Below are 22,861 nucleotides of genomic sequence, written 5' to 3' on the forward strand. Positions count from 1 at the left end.
GAGCAGCCGGAGCGGCTCCAAAAAAAAGAACGGCCGAAGCCGTTCTTTGTATAGTCTTTGGTTGCGCTCGTAAAGAGGCGCGGGCATTCACCCCTTACTTGGGGCGAATGGTCAGCACCGGGGCGGCGGACGACTTGACGACCTTTTCGGCCACGGAGCCGAACAGGATGCGGTCGATGCCCTTGCGGCCGTGGGTGCCCATGACGATCATGTCCGCCTTTTCAGCCTCGGCGATGGACAGGATCTCCTCGGCCGGGTAACCCGTGACGACCTTGCCGTTGACGTTGATGTCCTTGAAGTTGTCCTTGATGAACTCGCTCATGGTGTCCTCGGCTCCGGTGACGATCTCGCCCACAAAGGACTCAATTGAACTGGGCGGTACGTGGAAGCCCACGTACTGGCTCAGGGAGGGGGCCACGTAGAGGACGAGGATCTCCGCTTCCATGCAGTCGCCTATCTGCCGCGCGTACTCGGCCACCATGGGGCTGTAGTCGGAAAAGTCCACGGCGCAAAGAATCTTCTTGATGTCAGCCATAACGGTCCTCCTTGGTTGCAATTGCCGTTGTATCGAGTAGCCTTCCGGATCGGAAAAGCCCGCCGGAAGGGCTCGGAATATCCAATAATCCTCTATTAATTACATGCCATTTCCGCAGGCCGTAGACAACCCTTTTCTTCTGCCGTACCATTCCTGATAGAAGTAGAGGGTGCTGTTACGCCCGGCGGCATTTTTTGCCGGGTGCTTTTGATATAAAAGTGATGAATTTCAAATTCTTGTCGCAAGAATGTTATTGGCAAGCTCTTTGCAGCAGACAAGGGCAAACCACAGGATAGGAGAGAGAACCATGAAGATCCGTCCTGATCAGATCGAGGGCGTTTCGCCGGAGCAATTGCAGCGGCGGAACAAGGCTAATCAGCCGGGGCAAGCCTTCGGGGACATTCTCAACCAGGAAGTGGCCAAGGGAGAGACTCCTGCCGCCGTTTCCGTGGCGCCTCCGCCGGTTGTGAATCCTCTGATCGCCGCCGGGAACGTGGCTGCCGTGTCTTCGGACGCCAGCGCCACGGCGGCGGGACAAGTGGAATCCATCCTCGACAAGTGGGACGACTATGCCGCCAATCTTGCCGACCCGGAGGCCGGACTCAAGTCCGCCTACGGCACCTTGGACGAGATTGCGGAGGATGTGGCCGCCCTCAAGGAAAATGACCTTGATCCCGGCCTGAAGTCCATTGTCGATGACCTGGAAACCCTTGCCGCAGCCGAGCGTTTCAAGTTCAACCGCGGCGACTACGTCTAGCCCCGGATCGATTTCCCGCCCGGGCCGTCCATCGGAAGGCCCGGGCGTCCCCCTCTTTTTTCGTCTTTTTCCCGACTTTTGCTACATTCCCCTAAAGAAGACGTTTCGTTGCGTCGATATGATCCGTGAGCTGCCTTAGCGGCGGCCTCTGAAGAGCATAACGGGGAGCGGGGAGAGCCCCCCACAATTCCGCATGGATGGCGGAAAAGGGAGAAAAGCGATGGCCATGGACGGCATCCTCTTTTCGATCATCATACCTTCCACCGGTCGGCGTCCCAAGGCGTTGCAAAAAGCCGTCGATTCCGTCGGCGAGGCGGCACGGTTCGCCGGGCTGGAGATGGATCAGGTGGAGATTCTTGTCGGTTTTGACGGCGTGAAACGTGCGGCTCCGGCCTGCGCCTATCCGGTGCGTTCCTTCTGTCTTCCCAAGGACGGCGACTGGGGCAACGGCATCCGTCAGACCCTACTCAAAGTGGCCTCGGGCGAACGGCTGATCTTTCTGGACGACGACAACGTCCTCAAGCGCCAGGCACTGAGGACCTATCTCAAGTACCTGGACACGGAGATGGTCATCGGGCGCATCGACACCCAGCTGGCCTTTGACAAGCCTTTTCTCCCGGAGGAGGACAACGGCTCTCTGGTCCGACCCGGCAACATAGACCCGCTGTGCCTCTGCCTGTCGCGCAGGCTGGTGGTCACCCGCTGCGGCGGCTGGCTCCATCGGGGGCGGTACGAGGCCGACTACCTCAACATCCTGGCCTGGTTCAGACGCGCTCGCACCGTGACCGTCATCGAGGAGGTCGTGGGCGTGTACGACGCCGGACGGAGCTTGGACAACAACGCCCTGTCAAGGCGGCAGATGAACCTGCTGGACCGCCTGGCCAACGAGCGAAGCGAGCCCGCGAAGGCGGTGTCCGGACATTTGGAGATAGCGCCCGTCTGATTCCGGTCCCCAGGTTTTGCCTTTACTCTGTTTAAAGAGGGCACGAGGGCATACCGCGAGTTTATCATTCCAACTTTGCGTCTTTCACGCTATATAGTTCTTCAGGACCGCAACGGGGTTACGCGGTCCCTGTTGTGCACTTTCGCGTGGGAGAAGATGGATGAGGAGAACTGGCAGGGGCCGTGCTCTTTGGGACTGGCCTGTACTCATGTTGCTGCTGGGCCTGGGCATTGTCCTGTTCGGCTCCGGCCTCGGTCTGGGTGTTTTCGTGCACGAGCGGGAGCTCGTCCGTGAACTTCCGGCCGATGTTCCCCTGTTTGTCATGGGGTTGGTGCTTCCTGCGGTGATTCTCTCCGCCGCTCTCTTCTTTACCTGCACGGTACGATTACGCCGGGAGCTGGGCAATGCCCGCAAGAGCGTGGCGGATCTCGCTACCCTGGATGAGCTCACCGGCGTCCCCAATCGTCGCCATTTTTTTGAGCGTTTTGACGAAGAGGTCGATCGTGCCCTGCGCTACGGGACACGGCTTTCACTGATCATGGTCGACATCGATCACTTCAGCCGAACCAATGCTGAGCTCGGACACCCGGCGGGGGATCTTGCCCTGGCCGAAGTGGCCAGGCTTCTTGCCGCCAACATCCGGACCTCGGACATAATCGGCCGCTACGGGGGAGAGGAGTTCGCCATTCTGGTCCCGGCCCAGGGGCTGCATACGGCCGCCCAGGTGGCCGAGAAGCTGCGCGTGGTCATCGAGATCAACGATCTGGCCATGGAAGGGCCGCGCCTCAAGGTTACGGTCAGCGCCGGGGTGGCGGAGTTCCAGAAGGGCGAGGGATCACCCGAGGAGCTCCGGGACCGGCTCATTCGGGACGCGGACACGGCTTTGGCGCGGGCCAAGGCCGGCGGCAGGAACCGCGTCGCCACCCATGGCGGGAACGGCCAGCGCCAGCTTCGGCTCATTTGACCTGAGCAGGGCTCGAACGGCCCGTCTTCTGCATCGCGGTCCGGCGTCTATCCTGATTGGCAGTGCGCATCTTGCTGATTTCCCATTGGATTTTTCCGATAAAAATTCCCCTTTCCCCTCACGGTCGTTTGCGATAAGTAATTTGGTTCCCTGCGGAGGGGCGTAGGCCTGCCGCCACGCCGGTTTTCGCGGGGCAATCATCCCAGCACGAGGTTTATGAATATGGCACTGTGCACTATCGAAGAAGCCATTGAGGATATCCGCCAAGGTAAAATGGTCATCATGGTTGATGACGAGGACCGCGAGAACGAAGGCGATCTCGTCTGCGCCGCCGAGGCAATCACACCGCAGCTCATCAATTTCATGGCAACCCACGGGCGCGGCCTGATCTGTCTGCCCATGAGCAATGAAATGGCCGACAATCTGGGCCTGGAGCTCATGGCCCAGAAGAACGAGTCCGGGTTCGGCACCAACTTCACCGTATCCATCGAGGCGCGCCATGGCGTGACCACCGGCATCTCCGCCGCGGACCGCGCCACCACGGTGCTGGCCGCCGTGGCTGACGACGCCTCCCGCGAGTCCATCGTCACTCCGGGCCACATCTTTCCCCTGCGTGCCAAGGACGGCGGCGTTCTGGTTCGCGCAGGACAGACCGAGGGCGGAAGCGACATCGCCCGCCTGGCCGGGTTCAAGCCCGCTGCGGTCATCTGCGAGATCATGAACGAAGACGGGACCATGGCCCGCATGCCCGACCTGGAGATCTACGCCAAGAAGCACGATCTCAAGATCTGCTCCGTGGCCGACCTCATCGCCTACCGCATGAAGTTCGACGGCAAGTCCGTGGAAAAGGTGGCCGAGGCCGACCTGCCCACCCGCTGGGGCCATTTCAAGTCCGCCGCCTTCCACTCCGAGGCCGACGGCAAGACCCACATCGCCCTGTACATGGGCGACATTCATCCCGACGAGCCCACCCTGGTCCGCGTGCACTCCGAGTGCCTGACCGGCGACGTGTTCGGCTCCCTGCGCTGTGACTGCGGCCCGCAGCTGGCAGACGCCATGTGCATGATCCACAACGAGGGCAAGGGCGTGCTGGTCTACATGCGCCAAGAGGGCCGAGGCATCGGCCTGGGCAACAAGATCAAGGCCTACCACCTCCAGGACATGGGTTACGACACCGTCGAGGCCAACGTGAAGCTCGGTTTTCCGCCGGACCTGCGTGAATACGGCACCGGGGCGCAGATCCTGGTAGCCCTTGGCGTCTCCAATATGCGGCTCATGACCAACAACCCCAAGAAGATGGTCGGCCTGGAAGGCTACGGCCTGAAGGTCGTGGAGCGCGTGCCCATCGAGGTCGGCGCCTGCGAGATCAACAAGAAGTACCTTCAGACCAAGCGCGACAAGATGGACCATCTGCTCAAGGTTGACGCAGACGGTTAAGCAAACCTATAGTACATCGTTACATTTTCATATAAAGAGGGAGATCGACCCATGCCCCTGACCAAAATCGAAGGCCAGCTCAACGCCCAAGGTTTGAAATTCGCCATCGTGGCCGCCCGTTTCAACGATTTCATCGTTGACCGACTCATCTCCGGCGCCATCGATTACCTCGTCCGCCACGGCGGCAGCGAGGACGACTTGACCCTGGTCCGACTACCCGGTGCCTTCGAACTGCCCATCGCCGCCCAGAAGCTGGCCAAGTCCGGCAAGTACGACGGCGTGGTCGTCCTGGGTGCGGTCATCCGCGGCGCCACCCCCCATTTTGACTACGTGTGCAACGAGTGCGCCAAGGGCGTGGCCCAGGCCTCCATGGAGAGCGGCGTGCCCATGGGCTTCGGCCTGCTTACCTGCGATTCCCTGGACCAGGCCATCGAACGCGCCGGGTCCAAGGCGGGCAACAAGGGCGTGGAAGCCGCGTCCGCACTGCTCGAAACCGTGCGTGTACTGGAACAGCTCTAGAATATGGCAGGCAAGAAAAAGGGCAATCGGCCCGGCATTCGCAGGGTGGGACGTACCCTGGCGTTTCAGGTGCTCTACTCCACGCACTTCGTGGACAAGAACAATCCCGTGGATCTCCAGGTGCGGTTCGACCAGAACCCTCTGGTCTTGGAGCAGGAATCCGAGACCGCGCGCGACTTCGCCTACGCCCTGGTCAAGGGGGTTGAGGAGAACCTCGACGCCGTGGACAAGGCCATCCAGGCCAACTCCCAGAACTGGAAGATCGAGCGCATCGCCATGGTGGAGCTGTCGATCCTGCGGCTTTCCCTGTACGAGATGATGTTCACGGACATCCCGGTCAAGGCCGCCATCAACGAGGCCATCGAGCTGTCCAAGACGTTCGGCGACGAAAAGTCCCGCTCCTTCGTCAACGGCATCCTCGACGGCGCGGCCAAGACCATCAAGAAATAAGCATTTCATTCCCAGCAAGGATTTTCATATGCCTTTAGGAAAATACGATCCGGAAGCGATCGAGAAGAAATGGCAGCTTGCCTGGAATGAGGCCGGCTGCTTTGAAGTGGAAGTCGACGCGGACAAACCCAAGTACTATGTGCTGGAAATGTTCCCCTATCCCTCGGGCAAGATCCACATGGGCCACGTGCGTAACTACTCCATCGGCGATGTGGTGGCGCGCTTCAAGTCCATGCAGGGCTTCAACGTGCTCCATCCCATGGGTTGGGACGCCTTCGGCCTGCCCGCCGAGAACGCGGCCATCAAGAACGAGACCCATCCCGCCGAGTGGACCTACCAGAACATCTCCGAGATGCGCGAGCAGCTTCAGCGCCTAGGCTACTCCTATGACTGGCGGCGCGAGATCGCGTCCTGTCGCCCCGAGTACTACAAGTGGGAGCAGAAATTCTTCCTCAAGTTCCTGGAAAAGGGCCTGGCCTATCGCAAGGATTCCCCCCAAAACTGGTGTCCGAGCTGCAACACCGTGCTCGCCAACGAGCAAGTGGAGGAGGGCCTCTGCTGGCGCTGCGACACCGAGGTCGAGCAGAAGGACATGGAGCAGTGGTTCCTGCGTATCACCGACTATGCGGACGAGCTGCTCAAGGACCTGGAGACGCTGGAAGGCGGCTGGCCCGAGCGCGTGCTGACCATGCAGCGCAACTGGATCGGCAAATCCTACGGCGCGGAGCTGACCTTCCAGGTCAAGGATATGGAAGAGACCATCACGGTCTTCACAACCCGTCCGGACACCCTCTACGGCGCGACCTTCATGTCCGTGGCCGCCGAGCATCCCATGGTGGAGAAGCTTATCGCCGACGCCCCGAACAAGGCCGAGGTCGAGGCCTTCGTCACCAACATCCGGAACATGGACCGCATCAAGCGCGGAGCCGACGATCTGGAGAAGGAAGGCGTCTTCACCGGCAAGTACTGCATCAACCCGGTCACCGGACGCGAACTGCCCATCTACGTGGCCAACTTCGTGCTCATGGGCTACGGCACCGGAGCGGTCATGGCCGTTCCCGCCCACGACCAGCGTGACTACGAGTTCGCTACCAAGTACGAGCTGCCCATGCAGGTGGTCATCAATCCGCCCGAGCTGGCGGCCAAGGGCGAGGTCCTGAAGCTCGAGGACATGACCGAGGCCTACACCGCGCCCGGCATCCTGGTGAACTCCGGCGAATTCGACGGCACCGAGAACGAGCCCGCCAAGAAGGCCATCGTCCAGCACCTGGACAAGTCCGGCCTGGGCAAGATGGCCGTCAACTACCGCCTGCGCGACTGGAACGTCTCCCGCCAGCGCTTCTGGGGCGCGCCCATCCCGGTCATCTACTGCGAGGACTGCGGCGCTGTGCCCGTGCCCGAGGACCAGCTCCCGGTGCTCCTGCCCGAGAACGCCCAGGTGCGCAAGGACGGCAAGTCCCCGCTCCCGGCGATGGAGGAGTTCGTCAACTGCGCCTGTCCGACCTGCGGCAAGCCTGCCCGGCGCGAGACCGACACCTTCGACACCTTTTTCGAGTCCTCCTGGTATTACATGCGCTACTGCGACCCGCGCAACGAGGAGGAGGCCCTGGACAAGACCAAGGTCGGCTACTGGATGAACGTCGATCAGTACATCGGCGGCATCGAGCACGCCATCCTGCACCTGCTCTACTCCCGCTTCTTCACCAAGGCGCTGCGCGACACCGGGTTCATCGAGTGCGACGAGCCCTTCGCCAACCTGCTCACCCAGGGCATGGTGCTCAAGGACGGCGGCAAGATGTCCAAGTCCAAGGGCAACGTGGTCGATCCCAACGCCATGATCAACCAGTACGGCGCGGACGCCACCCGGCTGTTCATTCTCTTCGCCTCACCGCCGGTCAAGGAACTCGAGTGGTCCGATCAGGGCATTGAGGGCGCTTTCCGCTTCCTCAGCCGTCTTTGGCGGCTGGTGGAGGAACTGGAAGGCGTGCTGGAACCGGTCCTGCCCGTGTCCGCAGGCGAGCCTGGGTCCGACGCGGCCAAGGCACTCCGCTTCAAGGAGCACGACACCATCCGCCGTGCCACCCACGACATCGAGAACGAGTTCCAGTTCAATACGGTCATCGCCGCCATCATGGAGCTGGTCAACGAGATGTACCAGGTCAAGGACGAGCTCAAGGAGAGCGATCCCAAGGCCCTGTCCTCGGCCGTCGCCACTGCCGTGACCCTGCTCTCGCCCGTGGCCCCGCATATCTGCGAGGAGCTCTGGCAGGCCATGGGTCACCAGTCCGGCCTCACCGGCCAGCCCTGGCCCACCTATGACGAGAAAGCCCTGGTCAAGGACGAGGTCACCCTCGTGGTCCAGGTCAACGGCAAGGTACGCGGCAAGTTCGAGGCCCCCAACAACGCCCCCAAGGACGAGGTCGAAGCCATCGCCCTGGGCCTGGAAAACGTGGTCAAGTTCATCGAGGGCAAGACCGTCCGCAAGGTCATCGTCATCCCCAACAAGCTCGTCAACATCGTCGCCAACTAGCGGCACCTGATTTAGCCATAAACGCAAAAGGGCCGTCCTTCGGGACGGCCCTTTTGCGTTGTGGGGGGGCTCCGCCCCCCATCCCATCCCCTAAACTTTTGGGTGCGCTTGCCGCGAGGGCAGAGGTATACGGAGGAGATGGCTTCTAAAAACACTTGGTTGCGTTGAGCCGCAGCTTCTCCCTCAAATACAAATGACTAGCCTCAGCTACCGAACGCACTCTAGCGAAGCGAGCTATGGGATGCCATAGGGCCTCGGCCTTTGGCAGGTCCAGGGCAGCGCCCTGGTCTCTCCGAAGGAGACCGCCGGTAGGCCCTGCGGAGCATAACCGGCAGGGAGGGAGCGTGCTTGGCTCGTGTGCGGGAATGGTGTATTCAGATCGGCACACCCCCCCAAGCATGAGGAATCGCATGTCGCCGACAGTAGAGAACACCCGTTTCGTGGCCATTGATTTCGAGACCGCAGACCCCAAGCGCGACTCGGCCTGCGCCGTGGGCATCGTGGTGGTGGACAAGGGCGAGATCGTGGCCCGCGACTACCGCCTGATCCGTCCGCCGCGCAAGAAGTTCAACCCCTACTGCGTGCGCGTGCACGGCATCCACTGGGAGGACGTGTGCGACGAGCCTTCCTTCGGCGATCTTTGGCCCGAGCTCGAGCCACTGTTCGAGGGCGCGGATTTTCTGGTCGCCCACAACGCCTCCTTTGACAAGTCAGTGCTACACACCTGTTGCCGCGAGTCGGGCTGGCTCGCGCCGGAGCAGCCGTTTCTGTGCACGGTCCAGCTTTCGCGCAAGACCTGGTGCCTGGAGTCCAACAAGCTGCCGAGCGTCTGCGACCACCTGGGCATTTCCCTCAAGCACCACCACGCGGCCTCGGACGCCGAGGCGTGCGCCCTGATCGCAGTCAACGGCCTGCGCGAGAATCCCGGCTTCCTGGGCAAGGTGCTGTAGATGGTTCAAGTTCACTTCATCGGCGCAGGGCCGGGCGATCCCGAACTGGTCACAGTCAAGGGCCAGCGTTTGATTCGGGAGGCCGACCTGGTGCTCTATGCCGGTTCGCTGGTGCCTGCGGAGGTCGTGGCCTGTGCGCGTGATGACGCCAAGGTGGCGGACTCCGCGCCGCTGAATCTGGAGGAGACCCACGCGCTGATCATGGAGACCGTGCGCGCGGGCGGCACCGTGGCCCGGGTGCATACGGGCGATCCGTCACTCTACGGGGCCATCCGGGAGCAGATGGCTCTTTTGGACGGCGAGGGCGTCGAATACGTCGTGGTGCCGGGCGTTACCGCCGGATTCGCGGCGGCGGCCTCGGCCTGCCGCTCCTTCACCGTGCCCGAGGTCACCCAGACCCTGATTTTCACCCGCCTGGCCGGGCGCACCCCGGTGCCCGAGGCCGAGGCGCTGCGCAAGCTGGCGGCCCACGGTACGGCCCTGTGCGTCTATCTCTCTGCGGGCGACCCCGAGGGCATCCAGCGCGAGCTTGAAGCGGGCGGCCTGGCCGCGTCCACATTGGTGGTCATGGCCTACCGCGTGGGCTGGCCCGAGGAGAAGATCGTGGAGACCGAACTTGCCGAACTGGCAGCCACGGCGCGGGAGCACGAGTTCACCCGCCAGACCGTGTTCCTGGTCCTGCCGGGCCAGGGCAGGGAGGACGCAGGAGAGGCTAGGTCCCTGCTCTACGACGAGAATTTCAAGCACATGTACCGCAAGTAGGGGGAACCATGGAACGGATCGAAATCCGCACCCACGCCCGCGAGGAAATGGTCGGCCGTACGCCGCTGCGTCAACGGGAACGGCTGGTCCTACGGTGCGCTCCTGCGTTACTGCCCGCACACCACCGGGCCGTCATGGTTTAGGTGGACAACTAGCAATACTTAAAGGGAGATCGACCATGAAACAACCTCTAACAGGAGGGGAGCTGGTAGCCTCGCAAAAGCAGGTGAGGACGTTGGGTGTCATACGCGCGAGTCTGCACAATGGTCGTGAATCAGACGTGTTGCACCTTGAAAGAATCGCCGAAACGCTGAGTAAGGCGAAAAGCGTAGAAGCTGTTGTCCTGGCTATGCCCGACGATGACTACCATGCCTCACTTTCTCGCGAACTGACGTTTTGTGAAATCTTCCTGGGCGACGTCGAAAATATGAACAATCGTCTCCTTGAGGCAGCAAGAAGTCAGGGTGCGTCTTGTCTTGTCGATTGTTCCTTGTTGACCCAGTGTTTGGACCCGCATCTTTATGACGAGTTGGTCGATTATCACAACGCCTCGCCCGGCAGCATGACGAGGCCCAGTTTATGGTATCCGGAATATTTGCCCAACGTGGTGGATGTCGACACTCTGTCCACGATTACAGAAGAGTACAGCTGGCCCTATTACTCTCATGTGTCTGAGGCGCATATTAATTACTATACACCCAATTTGGACAAAATTACTCATTTGTTCAGTCATCTCAACCCGATTTGCCAAGAGCTGGTCATCCATAAGGGCAGACAGCTTCGAAATTCCATGAATCTGGCCGTTCATCCCTATGACCCTGTCAATTGGGCCTCCCGATGTGCTTCCCTTTTGCCAAAGATAGAGAATTTGTTTCACAAACGGTCCGTCTCCGTGCTTGAGGTTGGGTGCGGCAGACGTTTTGGCTTGGGAATCCTGTTGCGGATGGCTGGAATTGCCCAATATTCCGGGATTGATCTCAACCTTCCCCCCCTCTCCGACGAGCAACTCGAATTTTTTGAAGAGTGGTTGTCTTTCAATCAACAAGCAGCCCCCATTTCCGGAATGTCCATGGAGCCGATAGTCAGAGATGAATGCAGCCAGGGTGGGTATTCCTTTTTCGAAGGCTCAGTGCAGCTGCGAGCTATGGACGCATGCGCTCTTGAATTTGAAGACAATTCATTTGATTTGATTTTCTCCGATGCTGTGCTTGAGCACATCGCCCCCTGCAAGTCGGCGATCAAAGAGATGTACAGAGTTCTAAAGCCCGGAGGTTTTGCCGTTCATGGGATCGATTTCAAGGATCATATGACAAAAGATGGCGATAGCCATCTCTATGTCTCCAAAAAGGAGTGGCATGAGAAGCATCGATCGCGACTCATTAATTTGTCACGGCCGGCTGAGATGTATTCGTGGTTTTCAGAGGTCGGTTTCCATTTCCTGTCTATCTCCGAGGATAAATTTACCGAAGCCGACAGTTCTCAAATTCATGCTGACCACCTGGCTTTTGGCGTGTCAGATGCGCTGACGCATGCTTCGCATGTGGTCATGCAAAAAGCCGGGTAAGCGCAGAATCCCTTAATTGAAGCCTGGAATCGAGAACGCTCCGGTTTCTTGCGGATGAATACAGGAGGGGCAACAATGGAACACCTGCAAATAAGCACCCACGCTCGCGAGGAAATGGTCGACATCACCACCGCCGTGCGTCGCCTCATCAACGAGAACGGCTGGTCCGACGGCGCACTGCTGCTCTACTGCCCGCACACTACCGGGGCCGTGACCATCAACGAAGGAGCCGACCCGGACGTGGTCCGCGACATCACGATGAACATGAACAAGCTGGTCCCGCACCGGGGCGACTACCGCCACGCCGAGGGCAACTCCGACGCGCACATCAAATCCAGCATGTTCGGCTGCGACCAGATGGTCATCGTCGAGGGCGGCAATATCCAGCTCGGCACCTGGCAGAAAATCTACTTCTGCGAGTTCGACGGTCCGCGCACCCGCAAGCTGTGGGTAAAGTGGCTGGGAGCGTAGCTTCCTACTTATCTAAATCAGCCCACTTGTCACTGAAGCTGATGTTTAATGCAGTCCAATTTTGATCGGGTTTGCAGTATAAGAACGTGAAGAAGAGTGGTGTCTTCTCGGCGAAGACGATGTACGTCAACTTGACCACGGACTTCCCGTACTCTTTCCGGGCAGCTAATTCATACCGGATGCACTTCCCGACCATAGGCATCTGGGTTACGTACTGCCGCTTGGCAAGTTCAAGCTTGTCTGGGTCCATCTGACTGGAGTCAAAGTCATCGAACCAAGTTTCAGCCATTTTGATGTACTCGCCTTTCAGCATGAGGTCGAAGCCAGCCTCTGCCATGCTTTCAGGAGTTGCCTCCGTCCAGTTTGCCGGAGTTCCGCTGTTTGCCGCTATAGCCGCGCTTGAGGCCATGAGAATGAAAGCCGTAATCGTCAGAATCCATTTCATGTCAATATCCTTGGTGAAGTTGTTTTGGGCTTGGAGAATTCAATTCCTCGTAGATTGATCACGTCGTCTATCAAATCAAGCAGTAATAATCCACACCGTCAAAGAAGTCGGAAGAAATCGGTACGGGATGGAAGAAAGACACGCGGAGGCGACAGTATAGGTGGTTATCTGGTGCCTGTTGATTGAAAAAAGAGGGGAGGAGGAAGGAGGACAATTATGGTATCGGTCCTCCTACGAAGGCGAGAGGTGTCCCTACTTCCCAATACTCGCGGACTGGAGTCTCAAACCATGTAGTATCAACGGCTCCTGCCGGAGACTGACCCAGCCTAGCCCAGGGCCACGTCCAGCGTCATCATGAGGGTGAAGCCGAAGATCACGCCCATGGTGGCGAGGTCGCCGTTGCCCGATGACTGGGATTCGGGGATGACCTCTTCCACCACCACGAAGATCATGGCCCCGGCGGCAAAGGCCAGGGCGTAGGGGAGCAGGGGTTGGACCACGAGGACGGCCGCTGCGCCCAGGACTGCGGCGATGGGTTCCACCAGGCCCGAGGCCTGCCCGTAGAGGAAAGCCTTAGTGCGGGACATGCCCTCGCGGCGCAGGGGGACCGACACCGCCGTGCCTTCCGGGAAATTCTGAATGCCGATACCCATGGCAAGGGCCACTGCTCCGGCAAAGGTCGCGGAGTTCAGCCCCGCGGCCACTGCGCCGAAGGCGACGCCCACGGCCAGGCCTTCCGGGATGTTGTGCAGGGTGATGGCGGTGACCAGCAGGGTGCTGCGCTGCCAGCTCGTCTTCACGCCCTCGGCCTCGGACATGGGCGCATTGAGGTGCAGGTGCGGCAGGAACATGTCCACCAGGCGCAGAAATATCGCGCCCATCACGAAGCCCACTGCAGCGGGAACGAACGACCACGTTCCGAGATCACTGCTCATTTCGATGGCCGGAGCAAGCAGCGACCAGTAGCTTGCGGCGATCATGACGCCGCCGGCAAAGCCGAGCATCACGTCGAGGGTCTTTTTAGAGATATCCTTGGCCGTGAAAACCAACGCCGCGCCGAGGGCCGTGACGCTCCATGTGAAGAGGCCTGCCATCAGAGCCTGCAATACGGGACTTTGTGCCATGAACCAATTCATGCGGAATTCTCCTTCTCAAGTGCATGAATAGATACATGCATTTCGGTGTCGATGTCCATGCCCCAGGAGGTGAAGCACATTGCGCGGCCGGTACGGGCGAGTCTCTCCCCTCGTCGCTGCGATTCATGGTCCGCCAATGGTGCCGGAAAGCGTTTTGCCGCATGTCAGACAGTACTACTTGCTTTCTCATGGAAGATGAAGGAGCATGCGCCATAATGAATTTCGCTACCTGGTTGACCTATGCCCTGCTTATGACGGCCATCGCCTACACGCCCGGGCCCATGACGCTTTTTTCCATGTCGTCGAGCCTGCGAAACGGCTTTGCCCGCACCGTGCCCGCCCTTGCCGGCGGCTCCACAGCCTATATGGTCCAGATGGCCGTGGTCTACTTCGGTCTCGGCGTGGTGGTGCAGAACTCCCTGGTGGTCTTCAACGCCATCAAGTGGGCCGGGGTGGTCTACCTGATCGTGCTCGGGGTGAAGAACTGGCGCGCGGCCGTACGTACGCTTCAGGAAGACGACAGCGCCCGGGCCGCCTCCCGCCGCAGGCAGTTCAGCCTCGGCTTTTTGACCGGTATGTCCAACCCCAAATCCGTTTTGGTGTTTACCGTCCTTTTCCCGCAGTTCATCGACCCGGCTCGCTACACTTCGGACTTCCTGACGCTGGCCGTCACCTTTGCCGTGCTCCAGCTCAGCAGCGCCGTGTCCTACGCTCTGTTCGGGGCACGCGTCTTCACTTGGCTGCATCGCCGGGGATTGGCCCATGTGCAAAACCGGATCACCGCCGTGGTGCTTTTCCTGGCCGGAGGAATGCTGGCGGTGAGTGAGCGGTAGCCTCGAATCCCGATTGTCCGCTTTGTCATAGCATCCGGTGTCCACCTGAGACTTCGCTGTCTCCAGGTGGTGTTGTCGCCTTTTTGCCGCAGGGATGAAATTCGAAAATAATAATCGCTCCACAGCACTTCGGGGGTATGCTGGATTTGCCCGCCGCAAAGCGTAGGCCTTGTCGCGGGACGGTATGACGGATTCTTCCGGAGTGGGATTATGCAAGGTTGTGTGAGTTCCTTCCTGGGTCGGCTTTTGTTGTTGTGCGCGGCCTGCGTGTTTGCTTTTCCGTTCTCGGCTGGAGCGGCGGAGCGCATAGTCATGCCGCATGTCATGCCGGACGACCCCCGCCACACTTATGTCATTTCCTTGCTTCGGCTGGCTCTGGACAAGACCGTGCCGGAGTACGGGGATTATGATCTGGTCCACCATCCCATTCCTACTGAGCAGTCGCGGAGCCTGGAGCTTGTTGCCGAAGGCGGAGGAATAGATGTGGTCTGGACCATGACCTCCATCGAACGGGAGCGCGACCTTCTCCCCGTTCGGATCCCGCTGCAGAAGGGGCTGCTGGGGTACCGGATATTCCTCATCAGAAAAGGCCGTGCCGATGTCTTTCGGCGGGTTCGCTCCCTTGACGAGTTGCGGAGATTTGTCGCCGGGCAGGGGCACGACTGGCCCGATACGCGGATCTTGCGGCACAACGGGCTGAGGGTGAGAACCTGCCCACGCTACAGCCTCTGTTTTGGCATGCTCGCGGAGAGGCGCTTCGATTTCTTCCCTCGCGGGGTGAACGAACCGTGGGGAGAGATGCGGGAGCATCCGGGCATGCCGTTTTGCGTGGAGAAGACGATCCTGCTTCGCTATCCGGCTCCTTTGTACTTCTTTGTGAATCGAGGCAATCCCGGACTCGCCAAGCGTATTGACACGGGGTTGCGGATGGCCCTGGCAGACGGCTCCTTTGACGAACTGTTTTACAACCATCCGCAGATGCGTCAGGTCTTTCAGAAGGTCGGCTTCAAGGAGCGTAGAATCTTCGATCTGGAAAATCCGTTTTTGCCGCCCGAGACGCCTCTCGACGACGCCTCCATGTGGATAGATCTGGACAAACTGCCGTAGCTGTTCGGGTATTTTCCCGTGTGCAAAAAAATATGGGATAACGGCTTCCGTTGAAGTATGCTGGACACGCATAGGGAGCAACGTCTTGTCTCGGGAGACTGCATGAAGCGCATCACAGTATTAATCGCCGGGTTAGTCGCCGCGATTCTTCTTATTGCCTCACCCGCGTGGGCCGAAGCCCAGACCAGGAAACGGGCCATCCGTCCAGACGCCAAGCTTGCGGTGGACGTTGTGGCCGACGGTCTTGGCGGCCTGCTGTCTGGTGTTGAAGATAGGGAGGAGCAAATTCGGCTCGTGCGCGCCTTCATCACTCCCGTCCGTTTTTTCCCTGACGGTTCCGGCTACTATTTCGTCTACGACTATTCCGGCGTGTGCATTGCCCATGGCACCCAGCCCGAGCTGGTGGGCATGGATCTCCTCGACATGAGGGACAAGGCGGGCATCCCCGTGATCCGTAAGATCATCGGAACGGCGAGAGCTGGCGGCGGATTCATCGAGTATTACTGGGAAGAGCCCGGCCTGGTCGGGACGCATGAAAAGATCAGTTACGTCAAGCCCATCCGGGGCACCGATTTCATTATCGGTACCGGCATCTACTTCATAAACCTGCGCTAGGCGCCGCTGCCGGTCCTCCCCTGAGGTTGACGTTGGCCGCGTGGGTGGGAATGCCTTTTTCCCGGAACACCCGGACCAGCCGGGTGGCGATGTCGCTCTTGAGGTTCCACGCCTCGCCGGGGGTCTCGGCCCAGGCCGCTATCCAGCAGACCACGCTCTCCCTGTCCATGCGCATGACCCAGAACTGGGGTTCCTCCTGATCATTGTGGTGTTCGCTTTCGGCGGCCACCTTGCGGGCGATGCGGCTGACCTCGTCAAGGTCGGCTTCGTAGGAAACCGAGAATTCAAGGTAGGCCCAGAGCAAAGAATCGTTGAGGGTCAGGTTGACGAATTCCTTGTTCAGCATCCGGCTGTTGGGGATGACGTAGCGCTTCCAGTCCCAGGTTTTGATCTTGGTGTGCGTGATGGAGATGTCCTCCACCGTACCGTATTGTCCGTCCATCATCAGCGTGTCGCCAACGCGGAGCTGGCGGGAGAAGCTGATGACGATGCCTGAGATGAGGTTTTCCACCAGCGGTCGGGCCGCGATACCGATGACGGCGGTGGAGATGGCGACCATGACCGAGATCATGGTGCTGGGCAGCTTGCCCAGGAAGGGCAGGGTCAGGGCTAGGGCCCAGACCACCACCACACAGGCGACCAGCGTCCTGCGGATTACCGAGAAACGGGTTTTGACGCCTCTGACCATGTCCCGCCGTTCCTGCTTCTCCTCCTTGTCGGTCAGGACGTCCGTCGGCATGGCGGCGGTGGTTTCCGGCTCCTTGACCAGTTTCCGTATCCGGTCCACGCGGCGGTTCTTGAAAGACGTGACCCGGTAGTGGAGCCAGGCGTAGGCGATGGCGGAGAGGGCGGAGACCCCGGCGACGTACAGGGCTGGGTTCAACTCGGCTAACATGACGCTCCTTGTGCTTTTTTTCTCTTGAATTGCAAGCATAGGCATTTGGCGCCGTTTTGAAAAGGATGCGCCGCTTTCCGCAGTTTTGCGCGCCCCTCCAGGGCGGATCAGCCTGTCCGGAGTTGTCGGACTTGTTTACATAACTTACGTTTTCTTTACACATTGACCTGAAAAAACGCGGTTTTCCCCCTGATTTCAGCCTGTGTAGGGCGGAATACTTCTTGCATTTTTACATGGCGTCGAATGCTGACGTGATCGGATGCCCTACAACGCAATCCCCCTATGGGGTTTCTTGGAGTCGGAGATGAAAAAGACCTGTTCCGCATTGTTGCTGTCCTTGTTCCTGCTGCTGGGCGCGGCCTCGATCGCCTTCGCCGCTACGGGGACGGTGGGAATAACGCAGTACGACATCCTCAACACCGTGGAGGATCGCACTGGAGACAACGATGGACACAGCGCGGCCTATACCGGCTCGGTTACCAATAACCCCACCACCGGACGCTGGTTCTACCGGGGCGGTGTCGGGTCGCTGAATAACGGGGATACCTATGAAGGGGTCAATGAAGGGCAACAGCTTTTCCAAGGCGGCATCGGCACCACCATGGAGCTGTTTTTCGACACGGATTTTTATTATTCCATAATAGGCTTGCGGATTTACGGTGGCGATCCTTCCCTTCTTGGCGGATTCTTAAACGATACCCAGACGGGGGCCCTGACACAGTTGTCCATATCGGGTTATGATTACCTGGGCAGTGCCGACGTGACGGCCTCAGGACTCTATACCACCCCGGAGCATCTTGTGGTGTCCATATCCGGCGATAGCAGTTATGTGGATGATTACGTCGATCTGTCCGGGATTTTCGGGGGCAAGGCGGTGCAGTCTTTGACGTTGAGCGAATTCGTCGCTGCGGACGGATATCAGAACGGTTTTTCCTTTAGCGAGATAGAGGTATACGGGGAGAAAATCGAGATCCCCGGCCAGGATGACCCCACCGCTCCGGTGCCGGAGCCGTCGGCGCTGTTGCTGACCGGTCTCGGCATTGTCGGTCTTCTTGCCCTTCGCCGTTGCCGCAGGGCTGTCCGCGACTAGCAGCAAACACATACACAACAGTAAACGCACCCCACGTGGGTGCGTTTTTTGTTTGGGGATAAAAGTGCACAACCCCCACTTGACTCTTAAGCTTTTTTTAGATTCGACCGAATACTAAGGCGTGGCACTGGCAATCAATCATAACCTGATGGCGATGAACGCCTCCCGGAACCTGGGCGCGACCTTCGGCGACCTGGCGACCTCCACACGTCGTCTTTCTTCCGGACTGCGCATCTCCCAGGCCTCGGACGATGCAGCCGGGCTGGCCATCCGCGAACTCATGCGGGCCGAGATTGCTTCCCTGAATCAGGGCATTCGAAATGCCAACGATGCCATCTCCCTTGTCCAGACTGCTGACGGCGCTCTCGGGGTCATCGACGAGAAGCTCATTCGCATGAAAGAGCTGGCAATGCAGGCCGCCACCGGAACCTACAATTCGGACCAGCGGTTGATCATCGACTCCGAATACCAGGCCATGGCCAGTGAGATCACCCGCATCGCCCAGTCCACCGACTTCAACGGCATCCACCTGCTTAACGGCAACCTGTCCGGTGCGCACAACGGCACCGGGCTTCAGGCCTCCGGCAGGCTCAAGGTCCACTTCGGCACGGGCAACGACTGCGCCGAGGACTACTATTACATCCAGATTAATACGGCCACGGCCAGCGCCCTCGGCGTTGGAGGCGGTACCAGGCGGATAGATAACCTCGACCAAGCAGGCATCCTGGCAGCAAATGCCGGAGCCACTTTCATCGCCACCGGAACCTGGCAGGTGGGGTTGCCTCTCTATAACAATACGCCGGACCCGCCCCGGAGCGAATTTGCCTCTGGATCCCAGGCCCAATTGTATACCTACAACGGCAACGTTTATGCGGTGATGACCGACACGACCGGCAGCCAGCGCGCCCTGCGTTATTCTGGCGTGACCTATCAGGGAGAGGGCGGCCTCACCGTGACCGAGGTTACCACGCCTCCGGGCAGCCACGTGGACACCCAGGAGCGGGCGCAGGAGGCTCTTGATCCGCTCAACCGGGCCATCATCTCCAAGGACACCATCCGCGCCAATCTGGGTGCGTTGCAGAACCGGCTGGAGAACACGGTCACCGCCCTGGAGATCCAGGCCGAAAACCTTCAGGCCGCCGAGTCGCGCATCTCGGACGTGGACGTGGCCACCGAGATGACCGAGTTCGTGCGCAACCAGATCAAGGCCCAGGCCGCCGTCTCCATGCTTTCACAGGCCAACTCCCTGCCGAGAATGGCTCTCTCGCTTATCGGCTAGGCCGGTTGCGACACGATCACAGAAGTTCTCCTGCGGACCGTCGTGGCATGCTGGGTGATGGCGTTCCGGAAGTGGTCAGGGATAGCTTACAGAGACAAGGGTGAGCCCCTGCGGAGGGGCCGTGGCGGGCGCAAGGCTCCGATCGCCGCTTTCCAGAATGGTCCTGATCTCGTCGGGCGAAAGCCTGCCGCGTCCGGCGGCCACCAGGCAGCCCGTCAGATTGCGCACCATCTGTTTGAGGAAGCCGTTGGCCGTGAACCGCCAGACTGTTTCGTGTCCGCTGGGGCCTGGGTGGCGCGAGATACCCGTTATGGTCCGCACCGTGGATTTGACCGGGGTGCCCACGTTCTGGAAGGAGGCAAAGTCGTGCTCACCCAGAAAGACGCGGGCTGCCGCTTCCATGGCCTCGAAATCCACGGGGCCGCAGTTCCAGACGAATCGCCTGCGCTGGGGCAGGCAGAACTCGCGGGTGTGCCAGAGAGCATACTCGTAGGTTTTTCCCGTGGCCGAGTAGCGGGCATGGAAGTCCTCGTCGGTCACGACACAATCCACGACGCGAACGTCCTTGGGCAGGATGGCGTTGAGCGCCCGCTGCCAGGGCAGGTCGGCCCGTTCGTCCGGGCTGTCGAAGTGTGCGGCCTGGCCCAGGGCATGGACCCCGGCGTCCGTACGCCCGGAGCCGTGTACACGCGGCGGCGCGCCCAGGATTTTACCCAGGGCGCGTTCCAGCTCACCCTGCACGGTGCGGCCGTAGGGCTGCAATTGCCAGCCGGAAAAGTCGGTGCCGTCGTAGGCTAGGGTGAGCTTGACGCGAGCCATGGGTTCCTCCAGGCCGGGACCATAGCGCATTAGCGCGGGGCGGGGAAGGGTGGGCTTCTGGCGTCCCGGACCGGGCTGTGCTATCACTCCGGCCATGGGTCTGATTGCACGAATTCTGCCGTCCAGGCGGCGTGGGGAACAGGGCGAGGAAGCGGCCGCCCGGTTCCTCAAGACGCGTGGCTTCCGCGTGCTGGAGCGCAACTGGCGATACCGGCAGTGGGAGCTGGACCTGATATGTCGCGACAGGGACACCCTGGTTTTCGTTGAGGTCAAGACCCGGGCGGCCACGACCATGGGCTCACCAGCCGACGGGCTGGGCAGGCGGAAGCGGGAACGGCTGGTCAAGGCCGCGAGCCGGTATCTTTCCACCAAGAACCTGTGGGACATGCCGTGCCGCTTCGACTTCGTTGCCGTGGTGGACAGGGAGGGCTCCCTGGAAGTGGAGCATGTTGAAAACGCTTTTGATCTGACAGGGATGGAGTAAATGGACGAGACGGGTAAACTGTGGGTGGTAGCCACCCCTCTGGGCAATGCGGACGATCTGTCGCCGCGCGCCAGGGCAGTGCTGGAGGACGCGGACGTGGTTCTGGCCGAGGACACCCGCCGGGCCGGACTGCTCTTCAAGCGGCTGGAGTTGGAGCGCCATGGCCGCCTCATGTCTTTCTTCGAGCACAACGAGGACAAGCGGCTGCCCCGTGTTCTCGAATTTCTGGAGGAGGGCCTTTCCGTGGCCCTGATCTCCGATGCCGGGACCCCGCTGCTCTCCGACCCCGGCTTTACCCTGGTCCGAGCCTGCCGCGAGCGGAATATCCCGGTCTCGCCCGTGCCCGGCCCCAGCGCGCCAGTTACCGCGCTTTCGGCCTCGGGGCTGCCGCCGCTGCCCTACACCTTTCTCGGCTTCATGCCGCGCCGCAAGTCTCAGACCGAAAAGCTGCTCGCCGCCCATCGCGACACCGGGGCCACGCTGGTCCTGTTCGAACGCAAGTCGCGTCTGGAGGGCACCCTGCGTATCGCCGGGGAAGCCCTCGGCGGACGGGAGTTCTGCGTGGCTCGGGAGCTGACCAAGGAGTACGAGGAGTTCCTGTACGGCTCGTTGGACGCACTGGAGCTATTCGATTGCGACCTGCGCGGCGAGTTGACGGTTATCATCGGCCCCGGCGGTGGAGAGGGCGAAGTGTCAGAGGACGACCTGGCCCGACTCATCGAAGAGGAACGCGAGGCCGGCGGCAAGCCCAAGGAGATCGCCCGGCGCGTTGCCGAGCGGGCGCCCGGCTGGACCGCCAAGGAGATTTACGGGCTGATGCGCGATTGAGTTTGCGCCTGCTCAAAAAGATAACGGACCGGCAACCGGATGATTCCGGTTGCCGGTCCGTTATTTTCCTCTTTCACGCGGCCGTTGTCGCCGCGTGGGTTCTTCCTACATGCGGAAGCGGTCCCTGTCGAAAAAGGCGTAGAAGGTGGTGCCCGCGTCGCACCAGCGGGGGTAGCGTTTTTCGCAGTGCCTGGTCAGGCGGTGCAGGATGGGCGTCCAGCGGGCAATGCGCGGACCGACGACGAACTCGGCCTCAAGGATGATGCCAATCAGCACGAACGCCAGCAATACATAAACAAACAACATTTCCATCGACATGTGTCGGACCTCCTTAGTGATAGGGGTAACTACTGTAGCCTTTTTTGGGGCTTGGTCAACAGGGTTTGCAAATTCTATTTTTCACATACTTCCGGTGGGTCCGCGGCTGGACAGCCGTGGGCGTGTGTGCTTTGATGCGCTCCTCATGAGTCTCGACGTTATTTCCCGCAAGGTTCTGGACGGGGCCGCGCCCTCCGATTCCGACATCCGCTACCTGATCGGCCTGCCCGATGAACGGTTGGGCGAGTTGCTCCGGGCGGCCCACGCCATCCGAACGGCCCATTTCGGCAACCGGATCGGACTGTGCGCCATCATCAACGCTAAGTCGGGCACCTGTTCCGAGGACTGCGCCTTTTGTGCCCAGTCAGGGCATCACCGGGCCGAGAGCCCCGAGTATCCGCTCTTGTCGCCAGAGGAGATCGCGGCAGCGGGCGAGGCGGCACGCCGCAATGGCGCGTCTCGATTCGGGATTGTTGCCAGCGGCAAACTGGTGAGCAGCGCGGACCTGGCCGGTTTCACCGACGCGGTCCGGCGGCTTGCGGCCCTCGGGGTCAAGCCGGACCTCTCTCCTGGCATTCTCGACTGTTCGCAGCTAAAAGCATTGAAAGTCGCAGGGCTCGCGGGCTATCATCATAATTTGGAAACCTCGGCCTCCTTTTTCCCGAACATCTGTACCACCCATTCCTACGACGAAGATGTGCGGGCCGTGCGGGCCGGACTGGAAGCGGGCCTGTACGTCTGCTCGGGCGGCATTTTCGGCGTGGGCGAGTCCTGGGACGACCGGGTGGAGCTGGCTCTGCTGCTCAGGGATCTCGGTGTGCCCTCCGTGCCCATGAATTTTTTGATTCGCATGGTAGGCACCCCGCTGGAAAACCAGGAAGTGCTCACCTCAGGGGAGGCGCTGAAGATTGTGGCCCTGTACCGTTTTCTCCTGCCGGATCGCGCCCTGCGTATCTGCGGCGGGCGGCTCACGGTGTTCGGCGCGGCGGGAAAGAAGGCGCTGCTGACCGCAGGAGCCAGCGGACTGATGATCGGCGACTACCTGACCACCCGGGGCGGCGACCCGGAAGGGGACCTGCGCGAGATCGAAGAAGCGGGACTTGTCCCGGAGACCATCAAGGCGTAAGAAA

General features: G+C 60.4%; 26 protein-coding genes. 20 read left to right on the plus strand and 6 right to left on the minus strand.

Features of this window, described 5'->3' with window-relative positions; translation table 11 throughout:
• Positions 1–94: 94 nt before the first annotated feature.
• Complete coding sequence (locus GM415_RS07145) at positions 95–535, minus strand: universal stress protein (protein ID WP_158947134.1); 441 nt, start codon at positions 533–535, stop codon at positions 95–97.
• A 307-nt stretch (positions 536–842) separates the two neighbouring features.
• On the opposite strand from GM415_RS07145, the gene GM415_RS07150 reads away from it, so the two are divergent.
• The 12 genes from GM415_RS07150 to GM415_RS07200 all read left to right on the plus strand — a co-directional run bounded on the left by GM415_RS07150 (position 843) and on the right by GM415_RS07200 (position 11,882).
• Positions 843–1,292 carry a flagellar assembly protein FliX gene (locus GM415_RS07150; RefSeq protein ID WP_158947135.1) on the plus strand — a complete coding sequence of 150 codons (450 nt, stop codon included), beginning with the start codon at positions 843–845 and terminating at the stop codon, positions 1,290–1,292.
• Positions 1,293–1,512: 220 nt separating this feature from the next.
• The gene (locus GM415_RS07155; protein WP_338419796.1) at positions 1,513–2,235 is read left to right on the plus strand and encodes a glycosyltransferase; all 723 of its coding nucleotides are present in this window, start codon (positions 1,513–1,515) and stop codon (positions 2,233–2,235) included.
• Positions 2,236–2,443: 208 nt separating this feature from the next.
• On the plus strand, positions 2,444–3,199 hold the full coding sequence (locus tag GM415_RS07160; RefSeq protein ID WP_158947136.1) for a GGDEF domain-containing protein: 756 nt from the start codon (positions 2,444–2,446) through the stop codon (positions 3,197–3,199).
• Positions 3,200–3,421: 222 nt separating this feature from the next.
• Positions 3,422–4,636, plus strand: a complete 1,215-nt coding sequence (locus tag GM415_RS07165) for a bifunctional 3,4-dihydroxy-2-butanone-4-phosphate synthase/GTP cyclohydrolase II (RefSeq protein ID WP_158947137.1) — start codon at positions 3,422–3,424, stop codon at positions 4,634–4,636.
• Between the two features lie 51 nt (positions 4,637–4,687).
• Positions 4,688–5,155, plus strand: a complete 468-nt coding sequence (ribH, locus tag GM415_RS07170) for a 6,7-dimethyl-8-ribityllumazine synthase (RefSeq protein WP_158947138.1) — start codon at positions 4,688–4,690, stop codon at positions 5,153–5,155.
• 3 nt (positions 5,156–5,158) lie between these two features.
• Positions 5,159–5,605 carry a transcription antitermination factor NusB gene (gene nusB / locus GM415_RS07175; RefSeq protein ID WP_158947139.1) on the plus strand — a complete coding sequence of 149 codons (447 nt, stop codon included), beginning with the start codon at positions 5,159–5,161 and terminating at the stop codon, positions 5,603–5,605.
• A gap of 28 nt (positions 5,606–5,633) precedes the next feature.
• Entirely contained in the window at positions 5,634–8,135 is a 2,502-nt protein-coding gene (gene leuS / locus GM415_RS07180) for a leucine--tRNA ligase (RefSeq protein ID WP_158947140.1), read from the plus strand.
• A 410-nt stretch (positions 8,136–8,545) separates the two neighbouring features.
• Positions 8,546–9,085: a 3'-5' exonuclease gene (locus GM415_RS07185; RefSeq protein WP_158947141.1), complete on the plus strand. Its 540-nt coding sequence runs from the start codon at positions 8,546–8,548 to the stop codon at positions 9,083–9,085.
• Complete coding sequence (gene cobM / locus GM415_RS07190) at positions 9,086–9,847, plus strand: precorrin-4 C(11)-methyltransferase (RefSeq protein WP_158947142.1); 762 nt, start codon at positions 9,086–9,088, stop codon at positions 9,845–9,847. It abuts the gene before it with no gap.
• Between the two features lie 8 nt (positions 9,848–9,855).
• Complete coding sequence (locus tag GM415_RS18185) at positions 9,856–9,990, plus strand: hypothetical protein (protein WP_277872933.1); 135 nt, start codon at positions 9,856–9,858, stop codon at positions 9,988–9,990.
• A gap of 35 nt (positions 9,991–10,025) precedes the next feature.
• Entirely contained in the window at positions 10,026–11,411 is a 1,386-nt protein-coding gene (locus GM415_RS07195; RefSeq protein ID WP_158947143.1) for a methyltransferase domain-containing protein, read from the plus strand.
• 75 nt (positions 11,412–11,486) lie between these two features.
• Positions 11,487–11,882 carry a secondary thiamine-phosphate synthase enzyme YjbQ gene (locus GM415_RS07200; RefSeq protein ID WP_158947144.1) on the plus strand — a complete coding sequence of 132 codons (396 nt, stop codon included), beginning with the start codon at positions 11,487–11,489 and terminating at the stop codon, positions 11,880–11,882.
• Between the two features lie 4 nt (positions 11,883–11,886).
• Here GM415_RS07200 and GM415_RS07205 read toward each other — a convergent pair whose 3' ends face one another.
• On the minus strand, positions 11,887–12,327 hold the full coding sequence (locus GM415_RS07205) for a hypothetical protein (RefSeq protein ID WP_158947145.1): 441 nt from the start codon (positions 12,325–12,327) through the stop codon (positions 11,887–11,889).
• Between the two features lie 326 nt (positions 12,328–12,653).
• Complete coding sequence (locus GM415_RS07210; protein ID WP_158947146.1) at positions 12,654–13,463, minus strand: ZIP family metal transporter; 810 nt, start codon at positions 13,461–13,463, stop codon at positions 12,654–12,656.
• 215 nt (positions 13,464–13,678) lie between these two features.
• Between GM415_RS07210 and GM415_RS07215 the strand changes: the two genes are divergently transcribed.
• From GM415_RS07215 to GM415_RS07225, 3 genes are all read left to right on the plus strand, one after another.
• Complete coding sequence (locus tag GM415_RS07215; RefSeq protein WP_158947147.1) at positions 13,679–14,296, plus strand: LysE family translocator; 618 nt, start codon at positions 13,679–13,681, stop codon at positions 14,294–14,296.
• Positions 14,297–14,608: 312 nt separating this feature from the next.
• Positions 14,609–15,403, plus strand: a complete 795-nt coding sequence (locus GM415_RS07220; RefSeq protein WP_199244339.1) for a type 2 periplasmic-binding domain-containing protein — start codon at positions 14,609–14,611, stop codon at positions 15,401–15,403.
• A gap of 102 nt (positions 15,404–15,505) precedes the next feature.
• On the plus strand, positions 15,506–16,018 hold the full coding sequence (locus GM415_RS07225) for a cache domain-containing protein (protein WP_158947148.1): 513 nt from the start codon (positions 15,506–15,508) through the stop codon (positions 16,016–16,018).
• Here the strand turns inward: GM415_RS07225 and GM415_RS07230 are convergent.
• Positions 16,002–16,913 (minus strand): mechanosensitive ion channel family protein, encoded by a 912-nt coding sequence (locus GM415_RS07230; RefSeq protein ID WP_158947149.1) that lies wholly within the window; start codon positions 16,911–16,913, stop codon positions 16,002–16,004. The two genes, GM415_RS07225 and GM415_RS07230, sit on opposite strands and share 17 nt — an antisense overlap.
• Positions 16,914–17,217: 304 nt before the next feature.
• Here GM415_RS07230 and GM415_RS07235 point away from each other — a divergent pair, with 304 nt between their 5' ends.
• Positions 17,218–18,003 carry a PEP-CTERM sorting domain-containing protein gene (locus GM415_RS07235; RefSeq protein WP_158947150.1) on the plus strand — a complete coding sequence of 262 codons (786 nt, stop codon included), beginning with the start codon at positions 17,218–17,220 and terminating at the stop codon, positions 18,001–18,003.
• A 121-nt stretch (positions 18,004–18,124) separates the two neighbouring features.
• Positions 18,125–19,282, plus strand: coding sequence for a flagellin N-terminal helical domain-containing protein (locus GM415_RS07240; protein WP_158947151.1), 1,158 nt, complete (start codon positions 18,125–18,127; stop codon positions 19,280–19,282).
• 75 nt (positions 19,283–19,357) lie between these two features.
• Here GM415_RS07240 and truA read toward each other — a convergent pair whose 3' ends face one another.
• Positions 19,358–20,101 carry a tRNA pseudouridine(38-40) synthase TruA gene (truA, locus tag GM415_RS07245; protein WP_158947152.1) on the minus strand — a complete coding sequence of 248 codons (744 nt, stop codon included), beginning with the start codon at positions 20,099–20,101 and terminating at the stop codon, positions 19,358–19,360.
• 94 nt (positions 20,102–20,195) lie between these two features.
• Here truA and GM415_RS07250 point away from each other — a divergent pair, with 94 nt between their 5' ends.
• Entirely contained in the window at positions 20,196–20,585 is a 390-nt protein-coding gene (locus GM415_RS07250) for a YraN family protein (protein ID WP_158947153.1), read from the plus strand.
• Complete coding sequence (gene rsmI / locus GM415_RS07255; RefSeq protein WP_158947154.1) at positions 20,586–21,413, plus strand: 16S rRNA (cytidine(1402)-2'-O)-methyltransferase; 828 nt, start codon at positions 20,586–20,588, stop codon at positions 21,411–21,413.
• 105 nt (positions 21,414–21,518) lie between these two features.
• Here rsmI and GM415_RS07260 read toward each other — a convergent pair whose 3' ends face one another.
• Positions 21,519–21,731: a hypothetical protein gene (locus GM415_RS07260; RefSeq protein WP_158947155.1), complete on the minus strand. Its 213-nt coding sequence runs from the start codon at positions 21,729–21,731 to the stop codon at positions 21,519–21,521.
• Positions 21,732–21,876: 145 nt separating this feature from the next.
• Between GM415_RS07260 and bioB the strand changes: the two genes are divergently transcribed.
• A complete protein-coding gene (gene bioB / locus GM415_RS07265) occupies positions 21,877–22,857 on the plus strand; it encodes a biotin synthase BioB (protein WP_158947156.1) in 981 nt (326 codons plus the stop codon).
• Positions 22,858–22,861: the final 4 nt, after the last annotated feature.

The organism is Pseudodesulfovibrio cashew (genome assembly GCF_009762795.1).
GTDB lineage: Bacteria > Desulfobacterota > Desulfovibrionia > Desulfovibrionales > Desulfovibrionaceae > Pseudodesulfovibrio > Pseudodesulfovibrio cashew.

Coding starts and splice junctions, on each gene's coding strand:
- GM415_RS07145 (WP_158947134.1), bottom strand. CDS start 535: ATGGCTGACATCAAGAAGATTCTTTGCGCCGTGGACTTTTCCGACTAC.
- GM415_RS07150 (WP_158947135.1), top strand. CDS start 843: ATGAAGATCCGTCCTGATCAGATCGAGGGCGTTTCGCCGGAGCAATTG.
- GM415_RS07155 (WP_338419796.1), top strand. CDS start 1,513: ATGGCCATGGACGGCATCCTCTTTTCGATCATCATACCTTCCACCGGT.
- GM415_RS07160 (WP_158947136.1), top strand. CDS start 2,444: ATGTTGCTGCTGGGCCTGGGCATTGTCCTGTTCGGCTCCGGCCTCGGT.
- GM415_RS07165 (WP_158947137.1), top strand. CDS start 3,422: ATGGCACTGTGCACTATCGAAGAAGCCATTGAGGATATCCGCCAAGGT.
- ribH (WP_158947138.1), top strand. CDS start 4,688: ATGCCCCTGACCAAAATCGAAGGCCAGCTCAACGCCCAAGGTTTGAAA.
- nusB (WP_158947139.1), top strand. CDS start 5,159: ATGGCAGGCAAGAAAAAGGGCAATCGGCCCGGCATTCGCAGGGTGGGA.
- leuS (WP_158947140.1), top strand. CDS start 5,634: ATGCCTTTAGGAAAATACGATCCGGAAGCGATCGAGAAGAAATGGCAG.
- GM415_RS07185 (WP_158947141.1), top strand. CDS start 8,546: ATGTCGCCGACAGTAGAGAACACCCGTTTCGTGGCCATTGATTTCGAG.
- cobM (WP_158947142.1), top strand. CDS start 9,086: ATGGTTCAAGTTCACTTCATCGGCGCAGGGCCGGGCGATCCCGAACTG.
- GM415_RS18185 (WP_277872933.1), top strand. CDS start 9,856: ATGGAACGGATCGAAATCCGCACCCACGCCCGCGAGGAAATGGTCGGC.
- GM415_RS07195 (WP_158947143.1), top strand. CDS start 10,026: ATGAAACAACCTCTAACAGGAGGGGAGCTGGTAGCCTCGCAAAAGCAG.
- GM415_RS07200 (WP_158947144.1), top strand. CDS start 11,487: ATGGAACACCTGCAAATAAGCACCCACGCTCGCGAGGAAATGGTCGAC.
- GM415_RS07205 (WP_158947145.1), bottom strand. CDS start 12,327: ATGAAATGGATTCTGACGATTACGGCTTTCATTCTCATGGCCTCAAGC.
- GM415_RS07210 (WP_158947146.1), bottom strand. CDS start 13,463: ATGAATTGGTTCATGGCACAAAGTCCCGTATTGCAGGCTCTGATGGCA.
- GM415_RS07215 (WP_158947147.1), top strand. CDS start 13,679: ATGAATTTCGCTACCTGGTTGACCTATGCCCTGCTTATGACGGCCATC.
- GM415_RS07220 (WP_199244339.1), top strand. CDS start 14,609: ATGCCGCATGTCATGCCGGACGACCCCCGCCACACTTATGTCATTTCC.
- GM415_RS07225 (WP_158947148.1), top strand. CDS start 15,506: ATGAAGCGCATCACAGTATTAATCGCCGGGTTAGTCGCCGCGATTCTT.
- GM415_RS07230 (WP_158947149.1), bottom strand. CDS start 16,913: ATGTTAGCCGAGTTGAACCCAGCCCTGTACGTCGCCGGGGTCTCCGCC.
- GM415_RS07235 (WP_158947150.1), top strand. CDS start 17,218: ATGAAAAAGACCTGTTCCGCATTGTTGCTGTCCTTGTTCCTGCTGCTG.
- truA (WP_158947152.1), bottom strand. CDS start 20,101: ATGGCTCGCGTCAAGCTCACCCTAGCCTACGACGGCACCGACTTTTCC.
- GM415_RS07250 (WP_158947153.1), top strand. CDS start 20,196: ATGGGTCTGATTGCACGAATTCTGCCGTCCAGGCGGCGTGGGGAACAG.
- rsmI (WP_158947154.1), top strand. CDS start 20,586: ATGGACGAGACGGGTAAACTGTGGGTGGTAGCCACCCCTCTGGGCAAT.
- GM415_RS07260 (WP_158947155.1), bottom strand. CDS start 21,731: ATGTCGATGGAAATGTTGTTTGTTTATGTATTGCTGGCGTTCGTGCTG.
- bioB (WP_158947156.1), top strand. CDS start 21,877: ATGAGTCTCGACGTTATTTCCCGCAAGGTTCTGGACGGGGCCGCGCCC.